Genomic DNA, 18,426 nt, shown 5'->3' on the forward strand with positions numbered 1-18,426 from the left:
CCTTTCCCGAAGAGCGTCCGAAATCAGTTCAGCTGTCCCTGAAAGTTGGCCAGATTGGTGAGGAACTGGTGGCAGAAGGGCACGCTTACAAAGCAGCAGCAGGAGCAAAACTGCCAAGCACTTAGGCGACTCTAATTGACCTGAAATCGGTCAAATCAGCACCATCCAATCTCGGACGACTAAGGCTATTTGGTAGCCCGAAGGCAATCCGGGAGGAATCTCGGATCGTCTCAAGAATTCCCACCTGCTCCCGCTCCAAAAATAAGATATAAAATTCAGTGCATTGAACGGTTGTCCTAAGTTGCCGGAAACGCCCGCGCACTTTGGAACTTGACAGCACACCGGACGCAGCGGGTGCTGCAATGGAAGGCATGGAAAAGCTTCGCGAATTCACGAAATCTCACCGATGTCATCTTCTGTGCCGGATGCGGCCCAGTTGCTCGCTCGTCCGTGCCGAGTCGGCACAGATCCGTTTAATTTTCTGAAAAGCTATGTGAATTTTCCGTTTTCCTACACCCCGTGCTGCGGCCTAGAGTGGCACCTGCCTTTCGAAGGGTGAGCCAGGTTCTTTGAACACAAGGAACTTGGAAAAATGCAAAGACACCACCGGTTCGTGACCTATGTCACGCCCCTGATCGCCGAATGGATCAGGAAACAAGCAGACGAGCGCAGGGTCAGCGCGAGTATCGTTGTTTGCGATTGCATCTTCGATGCCTGGCACCGCGCGACCGAAGCTGATCTGAGGACTCCAGCGACCGATCCGGTCCGCCAGAACATCTTCATCACGGTCGCATTGGATGCGCTGCTTACACATCATCCTGACAGCACTTTGCGCGACAGAACGGTCGCTGCCTACCAGCGCCGGCTGGAGCGCCTTGGCATCGTTGCACCCCGACCCATGGGAGGCGACGATGAAGCATAATCTCGTCAACTTCACCCGCGGCAGCCAGCTCCTCGGGCATTTCGGCTTCATGTTTGCTGCTGGCCTCAAGGGGCCCCTGATCGTGACACTCCTGGTCGTTCTCGGGCTGGTCTATTGGGACGTAAGCAGCGCGCTAGATGACTATCAGGTCTACCTCCTGTGGATGCATGCCTATGCCTCTGGTTATGCCTTCATGGAGTTCGATCCGAACAAGCTTGTGAACCTCAAGCTTGCCGATGGGAGCCTCGTTGCTTTTCCAATTTCCGTGGTCACCGATTACCCGCCGATGCGCGAAGCGGTCGCGCTTTTCCGGAGTGCGGTGATCAGCGCTTTGTGGCTTGCCGGGTTCATTCTTGCGCCGCTCTTCGCGCTTTTCTGGTGGGTTGCCGAACGCTTCGGCGAGAAGTCCAAACAGAAGAAGCATGTGCGCGGGGCGGAGCTTGCTACCTTGCGTGAACTTGACCGGGAGATCGCCGCGCACAACCGCAATGCCCGTGCCCGCGAGTATGGCGATGCGTTGGGCTGGCGCTGGCGTCTGGCCGGGTCGGCTTCGCTGCGGGATGCGGGCTTCTATTCTCCCGCGCATCTGGCAGGGGTCAGCTGGCCTTGGCGCCTGGAGCAGAGCCACGCGATGCTTGTTGGCACAACCGGGACAGGCAAGACCGTCGTCCTAACCGAGCTTACCAGGGAGATCCGTGAACGGGGCGAACGTGCGGTCATTTTCGATCTTACCGGAGCCTTTGTCGAAAGCTTCTACGATCCCAAACGCGACATCATTCTCAACCCGCTCGACGCGCGCTGTCCCGCATGGAGCGTGTTCAACGATTGCTCGACACGTGCCGAATTCCATGCTGCGGCGGAGTCCCTCGTCCCGCATGATGGGGGCGGCACCGAACAGTTCTGGGTACTCGCCGCGCGCACGCTGTTCGTCGAGACCTGTCTCAAGCTCGCCGAAGCGGGGCGGGGCACCAACGCCGCGCTCGCTCATGAACTGATGAACGCCGATCTCTCCGATCTGCACCGTCTCGTCGAAGACACGATGGCTGGTCCCATCAGCACGCCGAGCGCGGCACGCATGGCGGAATCGGTGCGCGCAGTATTCAATGTCAATGCCAAGGCGCTGCAGATGCTGCCCGAAGACGGGACGCCCTTTTCGGTCCGTGAGTGGATCAACGGAGCAGGTGAACCGGGCTCGATCCTGTTCCTGTCCGCGCGCTACATCGACATGAGCGTGCTCTCGCAGCTGCTCACCCTGTGGCTCGACACCGCGATCAATACGCTGATGGCGAGCCAGCGCTCGCGGGACATCAGGCTCTGGTTCCTGATCGACGAACTGGGCGCGCTGCATCGTCTCCCTTCGCTTGAGAAGGGCCTCCAGACCGCGCGCAATTTCGGGGGCGCGATCGTCACCGGGATCCATGCCTTTGCCAAGCTCAAGGATGTCTACGGCGAGAACATGGCGATGACCCTGTCCTCGCTTGCCCGCACAAAGCTGATCCTTGGCACAGCAGATCGCGAGACCGCCACCTGGTGTTCCGATATCATTGGCCACCGCGAGGTTCGCGAGATGGAGGAAGGATACAGCTATGGCTACAACAATGCACGCGATGCGGTCAGCCTCACGCCCCGGCGCCAGGTCGTCCCGCTGCTGCTTCCCGACGAGCTGATGAAGCTCAAGAACCTTCATGGCTTCATCAAGTTTCCCGAAGGATTTCCGGCGGCACCCGTGGTCCTCGAACCGCGCAACTGGCCTCGGGTGGCCGAAGGCTTCATTCCCCGGGATATGCCTAAGCTACCACCACAGGCCCGCCACGGTGATGACAAAGAAGGAGCAGGTGGCCGTGCCGGAGCAGCCTCTGAAACAGGCGACAATGATGGTGATCCTCGACGGTTGAGGGTCGCGCACGATCGCTCCGACAGCGCTGAAAAGAAAGCCGACAAGGAAGACAAAAAGGAACTGCGCCGGACCCGTCGCAGCAACAAGGGCGATCAGGCTCGACCGGACCAGACAAGGAAGCGTCGCGATCCGAATGCGCAAGAGGAAAGGGGGACATCAGACCCTCAGCGGCCGGCTCAATCCGAGCTTCCGCTGTCTTCCAGAGCTGAGGAGCAACGCGGCAAGGAGCAACCGGATGCACCTTCCGCGAGGTCTGACATTCCCGATCCCGCAGCGCATCAGCGGGCGCAGGATGCGCGCAGCAAGGTCGAACAGAGGCTCCAGGAAGAGCAGCAGAAGTCGCTGCTTGGCGGTGCTGCAAAGCAGGGTCGCGATGCCGATCTGGGGCAGGACCATGGTCACGATTACGGGGACTTCGACCCGGATATGTGACGCTGGACCGGGGAGGGGACGAGGGCCAAGAGAAAGTGATCCCAGCCCATGCTTTCCGTCGCCAACGTCCGCTCGCCTTCGGCGGCCGCGAGCTATTTCGCTTCGGACAATTACTACGCCAGCGCCGATGCCGATCGTTCGGGCCAATGGATCGGTGATGGCGCGAAACGCCTCGGTCTTGAGGGCAAGGTCGAGGCCCAAGCGTTCGACGCGTTGCTGCGCGGCGAGCTGCCCGACGGCAGCAGCGTCGGCAATCCCGGACAGACGCACCGCCCGGGTACAGACCTCACCTTCTCCGTCCCCAAGAGCTGGTCGCTGCTGGCGCTCGTCGGGAAGGATGAGCGGATCATTGCCGCCTACCGCGAAGCCGTCCTCGAAGCGCTGCACTGGGCTGAGAAGAATGCGGCCGAGACCCGGATGGTCGAGAAAGGCAAGACCGTCACGCAGACCACGGGAAACCTTGCGATCGGCCTGTTCCAGCACGACACCAACCGCAACCAGGAGCCGAACCTACATTTCCATGCGGTCATCGCCAATGTCACGCGAGGCAAGGACGGGAAGTGGCGTACGCTCAAGAACGACCGGCTCTGGCAGCTGAATACGACGCTCAACTCGATCGCGATGGCGCGCTTCCGTGTCGCCGTCGAAAAGCTTGGCTATGAGCCGGGACCGACCCTCAAGCACGGCAACTTCGAGGCGCGCGGTATCACGCGCGAACAGGTCATGGCGTTCTCGAGCCGCCGCCAGGAAGTGCTCGATGCCCGGCGCGGTCCTGGTCTTGAAGCGGGCCGCATCGCTGCGCTCGATACGCGCGCGAGCAAGGACGGGATCGAGGACCGCGAGGCCCTCGGCATGCAATGGAGCGACACCGCAAAATCCATCGGGTTGGACCTCGCGCCCTTGGTCGAGCGGGCCCGGACCCGCACACTGAGACAGTCGATCGAAACTGGCAGGTTCGGCTCGCTTGTCGAGCGCGGGCGCGCATGGCTGGGACGCTTCGCCGCGCATGTCAGGGGCGATCCGGCTGATCCGCTTGTGCCCAAGTCGGTCCTCAGACAGGACCGTGAGACGATCGCAGCGGCACAGGCCGTCGCTTCGGCGGTGCGTCATCTTTCGCAGCGCGAAGCGGCGTTCGAGCGCACCGCGCTCTACAAGGCCGCGCTCGATTTCGGGCTCCCCACAACGATCGCTGATATCGAGAAGCGGACACGCGCCTTGGTGCGCTCCGGCGACCTGATAGCGGGCAAGGGAGACCACAGGGGCTGGCTCGCCTCGCGAGACGCGGTGCTGACCGAGCAGCAGATCGTGTCCGAGGTTGCCGCCGGCAGGGGCGCGAGTTCGCCTGCAATCGAGCGTGGAAGCGCGACTGATCGTGTCCAGACCGCTGCAATGGCAGGGCAGGGGTTCCGCCTCAACGAGGGCCAGCTTGGAGCGGCGAAGCTGATCCTGACGTCAGAGGATCGAACGATCGCGGTCCAGGGAATTGCCGGTGCCGGCAAGAGCAGCGTTCTGAAGCCCGTCACCGAGGTGCTGCGCGACGAGGGCCGCCCGGTCATCGGGCTCGCGATCCAGAACACGCTCGTCCAGATGCTCGAACGCGACACCGGCATCGGCTCGCAGACGCTGGCCCGCTTTCTTGGTGGCTGGAAAAAATTGCTCGACGATCCAGGCAACGCGGCGCTGCGTTTGGAGGCAAAGGCGGCGCTGAAGGACCATGTGCTCGTGCTCGACGAGGCTTCGATGGTCTCGAACGAGGACAAGGAAAAGCTCGTCCGTCTCGCCAATCTGGCTGGCGTTCACCGCCTGGTCCTGATGGGGGACCGAAAGCAGCTCGGCGCAGTCGATGCGGGCAAACCTTTCGCGCTCCTGCAGCGGACGGGTACGGCAAGCGCTGAAATGGCGACCAACCTGCGCGCCCGCGACCCTGTCGTTCGCGAGGCGCAGGCGGCAGCGCAGGCGGGCGAAGTGCGCAAGGCGCTGCGGCACCTGCAGCCTCACACGGTCGAGGCCAAGGGTGATGGCGCGCTGGTCGCTGCTGATACCTGGTTGGCGCTCGACAAGGACGACCGCGCGCGGACATCGATCTACGCCTCGGGCCGCGCAATCCGCTCTGCGGTCAATGCTGCCATCCAGCAGGGACTTCTCGCCAATGGCGAGATTGGCCCGGGCAAGGCCGAGCTCGGAGTGCTCGACCGCGTCAACACGACCCGCGAAGAGCTGCGACATCTCTCGGCCTATCAGCCTGGCCGGGTGCTCGAGGTCTCGAGAAAGCAACAGGCCCTGGGACTGTCAGCGGGCGAGTATCGTGTCCTGGGACAGGACCGGAAGGGCAGGCAGGTCGAAGTTGCGGATAAGCGCGGCAAGCGGTTCCGGTTCGACCCGGCACGGATCAGGGCAGGGAAGGGCGACCAGAATCTGACCTTGCATGAGCCGAGGAAGCTCGAGATCCATGAAGGCGACCGGATCCGATGGACCCGCAACGATCATCGCCGCGGCCTGTTCAATGCCGACCAGGCCAGGGTGGTTGCCGTTGTCGGCGGGAAGGTCACTTTCGAAACTTCCAAGGGAGACCAGGTCGAGCTCAAAAAGGACGATCCGATGCTGAAGCGGATCGATCTTGCCTATGCGCTCAACGCCCACATGGCGCAGGGTCTGACATCCGATCGCGGCATTGCAGTCATGGACAGCCGCGAGCGCAACCTTTCGAACCAGAAAACGTTCCTCGTGACGATCACGAGGCTTCGCGATCACCTGACACTGGTGGTCGACAGTTCGGACAGGCTCGGAGCAGCCGTGGCACGCAACAAAGGCGAGAAGGCCTCGGCCCTCGAGGTCACCGCACAGTTGACGCCGACAGAAAAGAAAAACGGCGAACTTGATCAGCTGAAACCGGAAGAGGCCAACAAGGCCGAAAAGGAACTCGCCCGAAGCAAGAGCAAGACACTGGATTTCGGGATTTGAAGGGCCGCCTTGCGACCCAATCTTCAGACGTGTTGGTCCGGCAGTTGGTCCAGGTGGTGCTTACGCGCGAATGGCCGAATTTCGTAACTGCTCTCAGATCGCAAGAGTTTTGCGATGCCTCTCGATCGCGCTTCGCACATCGTCGGGGAAGGGCAGGTGTCCGCTTTCGCTGCTCCAGGCGTCGTCGAACTGTGCAACGACATCCTTCGCTGTCGCGGTGATCAGCTTGGCAGGCAGCCTTGCCTTGTCGGCGATCGCTTCGAGTTCATCATAGGTGTAGGACGCCCACTCGCGCGAGCTATGAAACTTGAGTGCAGCATCGTCGCCTGGGATATAGGCGAGCGTCGAAAGCAGGTCATAGGCAGGTGCCAGCAGCGCGTTACGCCTATCCGGGTAGATCAACGACCAGTTCTTGAGGTGCATGTCGCCATTCCCGATCAGCACCGAGTAGGTGAGCCGGCGGACGAATTCGACCACGCTTTGTTCGTCGGTCTCGATCGCCAGCACACTAAGGATCTGGCGGTAGCTCGCATTCTCGTATTTATCGTCTGCAAAGACACCGAACACCTGGGCGAAGTCTTCGGTGTGCACTGGTCCCTTTTCCCCCCGGTCGAAGCGCCGGATGGCAAAAGCGGATTTACCGTAGCGTGTGATACCTTCGGGTATGCCATCGATCTGATCGAGCGGAACAAGGTCGATTTCAGGTACGTCGATCCCGATCTTTGCCGCAAGTTTCATCGCTGCAAATTCCGCCTCGGGCACGTCCGGATGTCTCGCAGAGGGCAGCTTGACGATCCAGTCGCCGCCGCTGCCTGTGACCGGGATCGTCAGCCCGCCATTCTTGCCCTGAGCTTTGATTGCCGAGAATTTGAGTTGCACGCCGGCAAGTGAGAAGCGCAGCGCGAGCTCTGCCTGCTTCCCCGCCGCTTTTTCATTGGGCTCGTCGGCCTCCCTTTCCTCGGCATCGACGGCGATGGCGCGCACTGCGCCTGGAAGATCGCGCCCGAGCTGTGCGAGAAGGTGGTACTCGCGTACGGCTTTCACGCCCGCGCGGCGGGCCAGGTAGTCGCGAAGCGTGCCTTCGGGAAGGAGGTTGGAGAAGAACGGCTCGATCTTCGTTCGATAGCTGCGTGTCTCGGCAATGATTTCGCCATTCGCGTCCTTGTAGGCGAGCGACAGCGTTGGCCGATCCAGGTCGGCAAGGTAGACCTCGTCGAATGTGAAGATGCTCGCATCTCCATCGAGGCGTGCGATGGTTCCAACGCGCGTCTCACCCAGAAAGATATCGAGAGCCGCTGCGTCGATCATGTGGCGTCGTCCTCAAGCCGGTAAGCAGGCCGTCTCGGGGCACTATCTTGATCGATCGCGTGGACCTGCAGGTTTCTGACGTGTTGGAGGGCACGTGTGGATGCTGCGATCTGTTGGGCGAGTTTCTTGGTTCCCTCTTGCTGCTCAAGCGCCCAGCCGAGGTCCTGAAGATGCTTTTTCAGGTGAGCGACGGGCTGCAAGGCCTGCTGGATGGCTTTGAGCGTTTCGGGACTGAAATTGACGGTCTGGATTTCTTTAAGTGCGCTTTGAAACTCATTCACCTCGGTGACACTCGGATAGCTCTCCCGTACTCGCTCAGCGAACCGGTTGGTTTCGGCAATCGTTGCGAGCGCCCGACTGGCCTCGCTTCTTTCGCGCTGTGAGCGCACAACGCCTTCGATTGCCGGTAGAGTCTTGCGAGGTACGAGCTTCAATTCGAGACCCAGCGCACGCGCTATCTCAACAAGGCTGGAGAGTTGTAGGTCCACGCAGCCGTTCTCGATCTTCGAGATGTGGCTTTGGGGCAGGCCGACGCGTCCACCTAGCTGTTTCTGGGTGAAGCCTTTCGCTGTGCGAGCCTCTTTGACGCTTGCGGCGATGTCTTCGATTGCCTTGTTCATATATATATGTTTCTGCATATGCTGGGCGATCTCTATATGTTTTAGCATATATGATCATCCTTGGGAAAAGCAAGAAGAATATGCAGAAACATATGTGCGGTATCTCTCATATGTCATTGCATATCATGGAGGGAGTGCCGCGCGTAGGGCAGAAGCGGTCGCTACTTCACAGAACCTTTTCCGCTCCTTCGGTGGCAGAGCTTTCGCCCAGTGATTTGCCGATCAGTCAGGCAAGCCGACCGCGGCAATGCGCCCTCATATCGGACGATTGGCGTTGGCTCTTCCGTTCTGCAAAGCTGACGAATACCTGCTTACCTAAGAGCGCCTGAAACAGGATCAGATGGGAAGGTCACTGATCCCACGTCCCGTGCCAGTCGACGAGTTCTAGAACCGCTAACTCGACTTGTTAAAGTAACAGAGTAGCTTCGTTTCTGTCATCTCGACAATGGTGGAATAGACAGAACCGAGGAGATTTTTCTGATCCAAGCTCAGGCTGGGTCCAACGACCCCTGGCTGAGCAATCGCAAATTCAAACTCAACCTCCGAGTATTTTAGAGCTTTCGCGACTTCCTCAATGTCACGGTTGTCCCCTTGATAGAACCGTTTTCCTTTTAAAACCCCAGCACCATTTCGTCGTTGCATGTGCCGGAGAAGCTCCTCAGGTTTCCATTTATACCTTAGCGAAACGATAGCTTGGCCACAGACCTCGTACAAATCCGACAAGCGATTGCCGACATCGGCCTTAGAATACTTACAGTGAACCAGTTCGAATCGGATCGTTTCTCCTACAACGAACACTGCCACAACGTCGGCTGACTCTCCGCTATTATCATCATTAAATACAATGCGCGCGCCGCGACCCACGAGGTACTTCATCATATATTCTTGTATGGAGTTGGGTCGTGCGATTCCCCCTTTGAACATGGACTCAATTGGGAGGTCGACGCCATCCCAGTCAAGCACCTTAATCCGATCGCCCGGGATCTGAACTTCGAACATTTCTCCATAGTCGGTGTGAATGCAGCCGGCGATTGTACAGCTATTGAGAAGGAAAAGTGTGGGAGGGTTTTCCGCGAAGAACTGAGTGAGGTCCAACGGCTTCGATTTCAAGCCGTCAATCTTTGCATTAGTATTCTCTAGGCCCTGTACACTATGCCCCTGTTCGCCGCCGAGCTTGATGCTAAACGAATAAGTGTCCTCCATCACGATGAGACTAAACTTGGCCGTATCTCCGCTTGAGCCGAGATAGACTATCGAACACTCGGAGAGCATGAATGAGTTTCGTCCCGGCCTCTCAAGCGTGAGCTTGTGCATCTTGTCATAGAGCTGCTCTGACCAGTCGGTAGCAAGGACAATCAGGCCCGGTGGGTATTCGACAATCTCAGTCTTCTCCGCAGAATCCTCGAGCAACTGGTCGGAATCGATCGACTTGTCGGTAAGCATTTGCCCGATCTCAAGGCACCAACGCTTCCATTCTTGTAGGTCACCCGATCTCGCTGGACTCCAGACCTTTCCTTTTACAGAGGCTCCTATGCTGACTGGAAAGCCGTCGCGAAACCCGACCCCGACGAAGTCTGATTTCTTGCATCGCTTCCCTTCCTTCCAGCGACTTAGCTCGGTTGTAACATCTGCGCCGCTTAGCCGGGAGTAGCGATGTAAGTGATTTGCGGGCTTGAAGATCCCTGCATGTACAATGCTCAATCGCTTGATGTCATCGAATGTCCGGAAGACATCATCCCCATTAATTATACGAGCCGCACTGCCAGTGATCGTTTCAACTAGGTCTGCGACACCCAACTTCTTATCTGAAAACCCGACATAAAGGAGTTTGTTGCCTGCATCGAAATGCATGACGACGAGGTCCCACCTTTGATCCGCCATCTTGCGCGAACGTGCCCATTTCACGCGTTCCCGCTTCTGCGTAGCGAAGTAGAAAACGTTCTCCATCTTATTGAAATACGGATGGGAAATTGCATATTTCTTCAGATCAAAAGCATCCGCGAAGTTGCTCCAATCAGCCTTGTCGGCTTTAAAACAAATGCAGCTGAGCGCGGGATAAACGAGCTTGGGATGTAGTTCGATGTCTGGAGCATCGAAGCCAGAGTATGGTTCGCAGCCCTGCAAAAACGCCAAGAGCGATTCCGCATCGGCTTTTTTGGCATCAGCAATCTCGCTGATTATCTTCTCCCAACCGTTACCCTCCTGGAACAGCTCCTCGAGATCGGTCGACACTCGCTCGTCTGCAAAATTGACTACAAACGATGCATCTCCCAAGCCATCCTGCGTCCGGGCGAACCGCCCAATAAACTGTAAGAGTACTGAGAGGGATTTGTGCACGCTGTGGACGGCAGCGATCTTCAAATCTGGGAAGTCGAAGCCCTCCTTGAGCATATCGACACAGACAATGATGTCATACATGCCTGCCTTGATGTCGGAGATGATCGACTTACGATTTGTGGTACCGGAATGTACCAGCACAATTCGCTCGTTCGGAAACCACTCCGAATATAGCTTGAACAGTTCTTCTGCTTCGTTCTTTCCGCTAGCTCGCACCATCATGCGGTGACGATCCCAGCCTTTCTGGCGATCTTCAGCCAAGCGCCGCATAGCCGCGTCCGCGATTGCGCGATCCTTCTTTTTTGGATGTCGCTCGTTGACTGAAACAAGCGAAATCCTTGAGAAACATTCGTCAGCGAGCGCTTGGGAAAGAGGATAATTGTAAACCACTTTCCCTTGGATGGGTTGGCGGTCGGTCCTGTAGGGTGTGGCAGTGAACTGAACGATCTTTGCTGATTTGAAGAGCTCCTTGAGGAAGCTCCATTCTTTCGCGGCTACATGGTGGGCTTCGTCGAAAAATACGTGAGTGAACTTGTCTGACGCGGCGTCAAGCAGATCATGGTTGGCACGGGCCAACAGTCCTGGCGTCGTGATTACCACGTCGGAATCTTCGATTGTTTGGAGGTCTTCTTCGCTTCCGATTGTCCTATTCATTACAAAGACGGCCGGATTGGAGGCGCTCTTAGCGATCACACCCAATTTTCGGAGGATACCCCAATGCGCAAATGACTCACTAATCTGATCTTTGAGCTCGATGCTCGGAACGACAACCAGTGTTCTTTTTGCTTGATCAGCAATAGAAGCAGCGAGCATCGTTTCGGTCTTGCCAGTTCCAGTTGGCAAGATAACCGTCGCCACCTCTCGCGAAAGTGACCAGTGCGACAAGAGTGCATATAGCGCGCCAATTTGCGCTGGTCGCAGACTTTTCCCGTCGTTGCTTTTACCGTCTATTCTAAAGGATTTGTACGGAACGCTGAGCTCAAGGTCCAAACGCTTAACATTACCTTCTATCTTGAATTTGTGTTTGTTTTTCCCGCCAAGCTTCCGTGCAGAAACGGAGAATTTTGCGCCTGACGAATGATTGAGTTCATATTCGCCACTCGAGACTTCGATCGCATCGAAGACTCGATCCGCAGGGCCAAGTGCAAGCATTGAAAGGACACCAGTCGCAGATCTGGAATGTCTGTAGGCAAGGGGGTCAGCTATCTCGAATCGTATTGTCTCAACTGGCGCTTCCATTCCCGGAAAGCTTGCTTGTTTGGCGTCACTTCGCATGAAAAAACATTACTGGATTTGAGCCTCCCCGCAATACCGCTCGAAACTCGCTGGCCTAATCCATTTCGGTTTGACTTGTCCGCGTAATAGATCGACTCGTCGTCGAGGAGATTTTTTCGGTGCGCAAAGCGGCGTCGTTTACGATGGTCAGGCCGAAGACCGAAAGGTTCGGCAATCGGTCATGTTATCGTCCTCTTCACGGTTGAATTTCGTGGGCGCCTGAGATAGGTCGAACAGATCGGGAACAGGGTATCATGAGCAAAAACATTTGCATCTTCTCAGACGGCACAGGGCAGGCGGGCGGCGTCAAACCCGATCAGCGTCTCAGCAACGTCTACAAAATCTATCGAGCAGCGCGCGTCGATCCTTTCAATCTAATAGATCCGGCTGAGCAGGTCTGCTTCTATGATCCCGGATTGGGCACAGATGACGACGTACGGAGCGGCATCACTGGCCTTCGTCGTTCGCTCAACAAGCTCATCTCCTCGGCGACTGGTCGTGGCATTACCCACAACATCGTCGATTGCTATGAGGCGATCCTGAACCTCTACGAGCCGGGGGATCGGATTTATCTGTTTGGGTTCAGCAGGGGTGCTTACACTGCCCGCTGCGTCGCTAACCTAATCAGTCTTTGTGGTGTTCCTTCTTCTGATGGCAATGGAAATCCCTTCCCGAAGCACACCAGCAAGGCGCGGGCGATAGCGCACGAGGCGGTGGTGAAGGTCTATGAGTACGGTGCGGGCCGCGACATCAAGTCGCATTTCGCGGCGCGACAGGAACTTGGTCGAAGGTTTCGGGCAAAATATCAGTCAGGTGATGACGACGCAGCAAACGTATATCCATACTTCGTCGGTGTATTCGACACCGTGGCGTCCCTTGGTTCCAAAGGTGTGGTGCGTTGGCTGATTTCAGGCTTTCTGCTCGCGTTGACGTTAGCCGGGATCGCTGTGGTGTCAGCTGTCCTTAGTTGGGCCTTGCCGGTGGGGTTTGGGATATCTTTCGCCTCGCTGGGCACGCTGGGCGTCCTCTACACCGGCTGGAAGACCTTCAGATCGTCGTTCAAGCGGATCACCGATTTTCCCTCAAATGGCGAGTCGCGGTGGCACTTCGCGAAGTGGCGGATGAAGAACTATGATCGCGGTCTCAGTACGCGCGTTGGCTTCGTCCGGCACGCGCTTGCTATCGACGAGACACGTGCCGACTTCCCTCGCGTTAAGTGGGGCTACAAGCAACTGGATTACTCACGCGACGGCGATGTCGAGCCGTTCGTCCAGCTTTGGTTTGCCGGCAATCACTCCGACATCGGCGGAAGTTACCCGGAAACTGAATCGCGGCTCTCCGATATCGCGCTAAAGTGGATGGTGGACGAAGCTCAATCACTACCTGAGCCGCTTCGGATCGACGACTCCAAATTGAACATCTATCCTTCCGCGGACGGCATGCAGCACTGCGAGGTCGAGAGTTTGCGAGATTCCTATCCGTCATGGTGGCCTACGAAGCTTCGCAAGAGCTGGAGCGAGGCGACTAGGGCAGCGGTGCTTGGGGCACCTGTTCACTCGAGCGTCCACGAGCGCTTTGCCCTCCCCGCCATTCAGAAGTGCGGGAAGGTTCTACAATATCGTCCGGAGGCGCTGCGCGAGGACGAACGGTTCAACCACTACTACTCATAGCAATTGCAGCCGATTATTGCGATTCGTGCTCGATCCCAACGCGCTCGCAGGTGCATCGGCTTTGGTCCGCGCCTGGGTTCGTGTGCCGAGCGGTAACTTTCGGGTCTCCGGCTGCCCACAGCAGACGGTCGGCAATCGGCCCAAGCCCTGCCGCTACAAGGCGCGGCCAAACCAGATGACGCGGCCAACCACATGTACTTCAGACCGGTCCATGTCGTACCAAGTTGGGTAGGCCGGATTGTCGCTGGCAATTGTGATCTGCCGACCACCTGGTTTGATCGCGATACGCTTCACGACGAGGGCATCATCAGAGCGAAGGACATAAATCCCATCACGCAATCGCGATCCATGATCTGATGCATCGACCAGGACCTCGTCACCATCGCTGAGAGTGGGCTCCATCGAGTCACCCTTTACCCCAACGATCGACAGGCTGGCGCTCTTGGCCGAAGTCAGGTGCCGCAGCCACCGCTCATCGAACCCAAACCGGGTGTGTGCAGTCTCACTAGCAGCTACCGCGCCAAAGCCGGCGGATGCCTCCACATCGAGTACGGGGATCTCGACCATGCCATCGGTGACCGGATTAGCCGGACCACCGAGCACTTGCTCGTCGACACCGAAGAAGCAGGCGAGCGTCTTTCGGTCTTCGTCATCGAGCTTTCTCGGAGACCCGCGCTTGATGAATTGCTGCACATAGGCAGGGTTGCGGCCAAGCAGCCGCGATATCGACGCGTAGCCATATCCGCCCTTGAGGATCAGCCGGTCGAGCTCCTCCCTCACATGTTCCATTCGCCTGTCCTTCGAATCTCAATCGTAGGAATTTTCCTAGACTCGCGGATACGATCCTACTAAGAACATAACAAGAACACAAGGGATTTGCGAGTCGGAGCGAAAGGGTCATGACCTTGCTGGAACGGATCGAAAAGCATCTGAAAGATAATCATATTTCGGCGACACGCTTCGGTAGGCGCGCAGTCGGTGATCCTCGATTCGTGCTCGACCTCCGGCAAGGGCGAAGGCCGCGTCGACGAACGCTGGAGCGACTGGAAGCCTATCTTCAGTCAGTTGAGGCTGGAGATCCCAACGGTTCCATCAGGAATGGGACTTGCGCTCAACAAGTTGCTCATAGCGACGGACAACATCCTGCCAAAGTCTTGCCCCGTCCGGCTCGCCGACCTGGCTTAGCTGATCGATCTTCGACGCAATGAATTCACCTCCGGCGTCGCCATGGTGCTTCTCCACCCACAGCGCCATGCCCTAAAGCTCATGGTCACGGGTGAGCATCAGAAGAGTGACCCGACTCCTGCGATGAGCATGAGGACAATTGGAATACCCAGCAGCCACGCTTCAAGCTTCAATTTCCATTCCCGCTCGTTGCCCGGCAAGGAAACGTCTTTGTCCGGCCAGTCGCGCATCAGCACCATGGCTCCCTGCGTCCGGACCAGGTCCGGGCTACTCCTTCTGCGACCAACTGGTCGCCGATCGAGCGGCCATCGCGCATCAAGACCCGCAGCTTCCGACCATATTGGTCTTCGTCTCGATTACCGATTGGAAGCGCGGAGAACTCTCCCTGATTAAGCAGGACCACCAACCTGTCGCGTGCCTTTATGCCGAGATCGTATTCGTAATCGCATCTTGGCTGCGAGATTTCCGGTGTGTCGATATCGGCAATCCTGATTTTCACGCCTTCAAGCCAGATAGTGTCGCCATCGACGACGCAGGTGCGTCTGACCATGCCGCAAACGGCAAAGCTGTGCGTGGTTCGTGCCTCAGCGATCGCCGAACCAAACGGCCAGTAGATGCCGAGAAGGCCGCCCAGAATGCCAACGAGTAAGCCTCCGGCAACAAGCAGCGCAAGGCCGCGCCGTTTGCCTTGCTTCTGCCGGAGAACTCCTGCGCGAAAATCGAAGACATTATTCTGAGGTGATCTTCCTACCATGCCACCTTCTTTCATTTTCGGGCCTGCAGGCCAAGATACCGTGCTCGCTTTCCCGATGATTTTCAGCTATTTTCGCGGCAACGCGAAGGGGCTGTCTAGAGGGGAGGGTGCAGACTGGCTCCCGAAGGAGAATGAGCGATGAGCGATCCAGACAACACTCCCACCGGCGGCAAGCAGGACTGGGAAGGCTTTCGTGAAGTCGACCGGGCCATCGCTGAGAACCGACTTACTGCCTACACTTGGAAGAAGACTTGGGCAGACCCGTGGGGACGGCTAAAGTTGATTGCGATTTCTGCTGCATTGGCGGCTTTTGTCGTGTTTGTGATTGTGTACGACGTCATTCTCTGAGGTCCTACCATTCCTTCACGTCGTCGGCCGCTTCGGCCGAGGCTCCCTTGGCATCGCGGGTCTTGCCGTCGAGGTATCCTTTTACGGTCCCGACCCGCCGTTCGCCTTGCTGCTGGACTCGATCGACATCGCGGGCGATGTCCTCGCGCTCGCTTGAGGCGGCACCGAGACTCCCTGGTACCCCGCCGAGCCGTACCGATCCACGCACGCCATCTGCGTTGCTCACGGGAGGTCGAGCAACAGGCGCAAAGGGCGGCAGAACGAGGTCGTCCGCGATCTCGGCATTTAGCCGGTCCGCATAGCTTTCGACGAACCGCGTCTGGAGTTGCTGGCCCCTCGCACTCATCTGGAAGTCGATATCGTCGAAGCGCACCGGCCCATAATAGTCCCGATTGGCATCGATCTCCGCCATGCCCCATTCGCGATAGACCTGGCTGAGGTTGAGAGTGCCTGCGGCATTGGCGCTTTCGTACCAGCTTGCCTGGTTCTCGAGCCGGCTGGCGATCTCTTCGGCGCGGCGTGCTTCACGGGTATAGCTCTGCGCTTCGGTGATCGACGTGGTGATGCCGGCCGAGCTGCTTGACACCAGCGCTTCAGAACTTGAGCTTGTCTCGCGCAGGAAACCCTCACGGGTGCTCGACCAACTGCGACTATCCGAGATCTGGCGCAGCGCGCCCATGATGCGCGAGCGGTCCTCGGAGGCGATCCCGATATCGCTATCGGTCCAGCTCTGATTGCGTCCGCCCTTTACGCCGATGCTCGCCGATCCAGCGCCCTTTTCCCCCTTGAGTCCTAGCGCGCCATCCCCGTTCAAGAACCAGGACACAGTAATGTCGTCGGCGGCACGGCGCGACAGCCCGAATTGCTGCTGGAGTGTCTTCGAGGCGTTGTCGACCTCGCTGAAGGCGCTGCCGATGCTGTCGCTCGTTGACGTGCCACTGACGCTCTCGTTCGAGCGCGAGCGGGTGTAGGCATCGCGTAGCTCGCTGAACCGGGTGACCGCCGAGCTCGTCGATTGCTGGGCAAGGTTCGAGAATGTCTCGCTCTGGCCGCGGCTCTGGCTCGCCATGGTCGCAAGCCGGCTCGAGAAGTCCTGCCCGAGTGTCGGGGTGAACGGATAGCTCGAGGTTGGCACAGTCGCGAACTCGGCCTGTGGGAAACGGGTGGTCTGGGTGCCGTTTTCGCCCGTGGCTCGCGTCTGCGCGGCGCCGTAGCTAATGTTGGGAGCAAGACTGGCTTGCGCAAACTGGCGCGAAAACACGTTCGAGTTCTCAAGGCTGGTATTGCCGAGCGAAACATTGCCGGTGCTCGCTTCGCGCGCCGCCTCTTCTGCCGCGTTCTGGCTCGGATTGAGGTAGCTCGTGGCCTGGCCCGATATTGCGAGCGCGCCTCTGGCGACGCCGCCGGCAAGGAACGGAATCGATGCGACGAGGTAGCCGGCCAGTATCCCGATGTCGTTGTTGACGTCGGTCATGCCGGAGAAGGTTGCGAGGCTGAGACCACTTGCGCCGCCCGCGGCCGCCACATCGCTCGCGCCCTTGAGCATCAGGATCATGTGCAGGATGACGAACAGCGGCCCCCAGGCTGCCAGATAGAAGAAGCCCGTGACGTATCCTCTGAGCGCGATCGGTCCGGTCTTGGGCATCAGGAACAGCGGAAAGAGCACCGGAAAGAGCGCGTAGAATACGACCGTCAGGACGACATTGAGGATCGGGACCCACTTCATCGCGTTGTGCGCGATCGAGGAATAGGTCCGTTCGGTTTGGATGTCGGCGCGGGTCTGCGCGAACACATCGACGCTCGATGCACCGCTAGCTCCGGCAAATCCATGCATCGCCTGGTTCATGGCGTTGATGGTCAGAACCTGGCGGAAGATGCTGCTTGCATCCTTCGAGACGCCGGTGAGGTATTGATAGGCAATCGGCAGGTCGGCGATGAGCTTGGCCTTCGCGAGCGCTTCGGTCTGCCGGGGGTAGAGCTGGCGCCCGGCGACCTGTGTCATCTCATCGATAAGCCCGGCCCACTGGTTGGAGAGCGCAGTGTATGCTTCGCGGCAGGTGATGATCGTGGCCGTGACGCTATCGTCCGCCTGCCGGGTGAGGAAGCGCTGCGCACGCGCGGCACTGCCGGGCGCAATGGTCGCCCAGATATCGTTGCTCTCCGACAATTCCTTCATCGAATAGCGGCCGAGGAGCAGGTCGTAGAAAACGCATTGGCGGATATGCTCATCGAAATTGGCGGCAAACTCGGGATCGGCAATGCGCAGCGAGCGTGTCGCTTCGAGCAGGCGCGCGCCGTAAATCATGCCGTTCTTCGAATAGTTGAGATCGTCGGGAAGGCCAAAGACGAGCTCTGCGGAACGGGTAAGGTAGTCGCCCGCCTGGCTGGTAAAGCTTGCCATGAGCGCTAGGCCCAGCGGGACATTGGCCACTGCTGCCGGTGCAAGGCTCGGATTGACGCGGTCGGTGACCTGCACATCCATGCGCGGCACCATCAGGCACATGTAGATGAGCGTCGCGCCAAGGAACCAGTTGAGCCAGGCGCGCCAGTCCTGATTGAACGCGACGACAATGACCGCAAGCGCCATGCCCATGACCAGCGCCACCTGGATCAGGCTCTTGTAGCCACCGGCCCCGGTCCACGCGGCGACGGCGTTCAAGACATTGACGATGTACTCGCCGCCGCCGGTAGTGAAGATCTCGACCATGGTATTCGCC

Annotated in this window: 13 protein-coding genes; 5 read left to right on the forward strand and 8 right to left on the reverse strand. The window is 58.4% G+C overall.

Annotated features, from left to right (window positions below; genetic code table 11):
• The first annotated feature begins 592 nt into the window (after positions 1 to 592).
• From NAP1_RS03255 to mobF, 3 genes are read left to right on the forward strand one after another with little or no spacing between them, the layout of a single operon-like run.
• Positions 593 to 922: a hypothetical protein gene (locus NAP1_RS03255; RefSeq protein ID WP_007163800.1), complete on the forward strand. Its 330-nt coding sequence runs from the start codon at positions 593 to 595 to the stop codon at positions 920 to 922.
• Positions 912 to 3,251, forward strand: a complete 2,340-nt coding sequence (locus NAP1_RS03260) for a type IV secretion system DNA-binding domain-containing protein (protein ID WP_007163801.1) — start codon at positions 912 to 914, stop codon at positions 3,249 to 3,251. The genes NAP1_RS03255 and NAP1_RS03260 overlap by 11 nt, the downstream gene beginning before the upstream one ends.
• Before the next feature lie 48 nt (positions 3,252 to 3,299).
• Positions 3,300 to 6,212 (forward strand): MobF family relaxase, encoded by a 2,913-nt coding sequence (gene mobF, locus NAP1_RS03265; protein ID WP_007163802.1) that lies wholly within the window; start codon positions 3,300 to 3,302, stop codon positions 6,210 to 6,212.
• Positions 6,213 to 6,305: 93 nt separating this feature from the next.
• On the opposite strand, the gene NAP1_RS03270 is transcribed toward mobF, so the two are convergent.
• The 3 genes from NAP1_RS03270 to NAP1_RS03280 form a co-directional block, all read right to left on the reverse strand.
• A complete protein-coding gene (locus NAP1_RS03270) occupies positions 6,306 to 7,520 on the reverse strand; it encodes a type II toxin-antitoxin system HipA family toxin (RefSeq protein WP_007163803.1) in 1,215 nt (404 codons plus the stop codon).
• Positions 7,517 to 8,140 carry a helix-turn-helix domain-containing protein gene (locus NAP1_RS03275; protein ID WP_040464686.1) on the reverse strand — a complete coding sequence of 208 codons (624 nt, stop codon included), beginning with the start codon at positions 8,138 to 8,140 and terminating at the stop codon, positions 7,517 to 7,519. Before NAP1_RS03275 ends, NAP1_RS03270 begins: the two co-directional genes overlap by 4 nt.
• A 393-nt stretch (positions 8,141 to 8,533) precedes the next feature.
• A complete protein-coding gene (locus tag NAP1_RS03280; RefSeq protein WP_007163805.1) occupies positions 8,534 to 11,629 on the reverse strand; it encodes a DEAD/DEAH box helicase in 3,096 nt (1,031 codons plus the stop codon).
• A gap of 377 nt (positions 11,630 to 12,006) precedes the next feature.
• Here NAP1_RS03280 and NAP1_RS03285 point away from each other — a divergent pair, with 377 nt between their 5' ends.
• Entirely contained in the window at positions 12,007 to 13,422 is a 1,416-nt protein-coding gene (locus NAP1_RS03285; protein ID WP_007163806.1) for a DUF2235 domain-containing protein, read from the forward strand.
• A 153-nt stretch (positions 13,423 to 13,575) separates the two neighbouring features.
• On the opposite strand, the gene NAP1_RS03290 is transcribed toward NAP1_RS03285, so the two are convergent.
• The 4 genes from NAP1_RS03290 to NAP1_RS16630 all read right to left on the reverse strand — a co-directional run bounded on the left by NAP1_RS03290 (position 13,576) and on the right by NAP1_RS16630 (position 15,376).
• Entirely contained in the window at positions 13,576 to 14,211 is a 636-nt protein-coding gene (locus NAP1_RS03290) for a S24 family peptidase (protein ID WP_007163807.1), read from the reverse strand.
• A 303-nt stretch (positions 14,212 to 14,514) separates the two neighbouring features.
• Complete coding sequence (locus NAP1_RS16765) at positions 14,515 to 14,676, reverse strand: hypothetical protein (RefSeq protein WP_007163809.1); 162 nt, start codon at positions 14,674 to 14,676, stop codon at positions 14,515 to 14,517.
• A 29-nt stretch (positions 14,677 to 14,705) separates the two neighbouring features.
• Positions 14,706 to 14,837 carry a hypothetical protein gene (locus NAP1_RS16710; protein WP_256364604.1) on the reverse strand — a complete coding sequence of 44 codons (132 nt, stop codon included), beginning with the start codon at positions 14,835 to 14,837 and terminating at the stop codon, positions 14,706 to 14,708.
• The gene (locus tag NAP1_RS16630) at positions 14,837 to 15,376 is read right to left on the reverse strand and encodes a thermonuclease family protein (protein WP_007163811.1); all 540 of its coding nucleotides are present in this window, start codon (positions 15,374 to 15,376) and stop codon (positions 14,837 to 14,839) included. The genes NAP1_RS16710 and NAP1_RS16630 overlap by 1 nt, the downstream gene beginning before the upstream one ends.
• 123 nt (positions 15,377 to 15,499) lie before the next feature.
• On the opposite strand from NAP1_RS16630, the gene NAP1_RS03300 reads away from it, so the two are divergent.
• Positions 15,500 to 15,709 (forward strand): hypothetical protein, encoded by a 210-nt coding sequence (locus NAP1_RS03300; RefSeq protein ID WP_007163812.1) that lies wholly within the window; start codon positions 15,500 to 15,502, stop codon positions 15,707 to 15,709.
• 4 nt (positions 15,710 to 15,713) lie between these two features.
• Here the strand turns inward: NAP1_RS03300 and NAP1_RS03305 are convergent, their stop codons facing one another.
• A complete protein-coding gene (locus NAP1_RS03305; protein WP_007163813.1) occupies positions 15,714 to 18,416 on the reverse strand; it encodes a conjugal transfer protein TraG N-terminal domain-containing protein in 2,703 nt (900 codons plus the stop codon).
• Positions 18,417 to 18,426: the final 10 nt, after the last annotated feature.

The organism is Erythrobacter sp. NAP1 (assembly GCF_000152865.1).
Lineage (GTDB): Bacteria > Pseudomonadota > Alphaproteobacteria > Sphingomonadales > Sphingomonadaceae > Erythrobacter.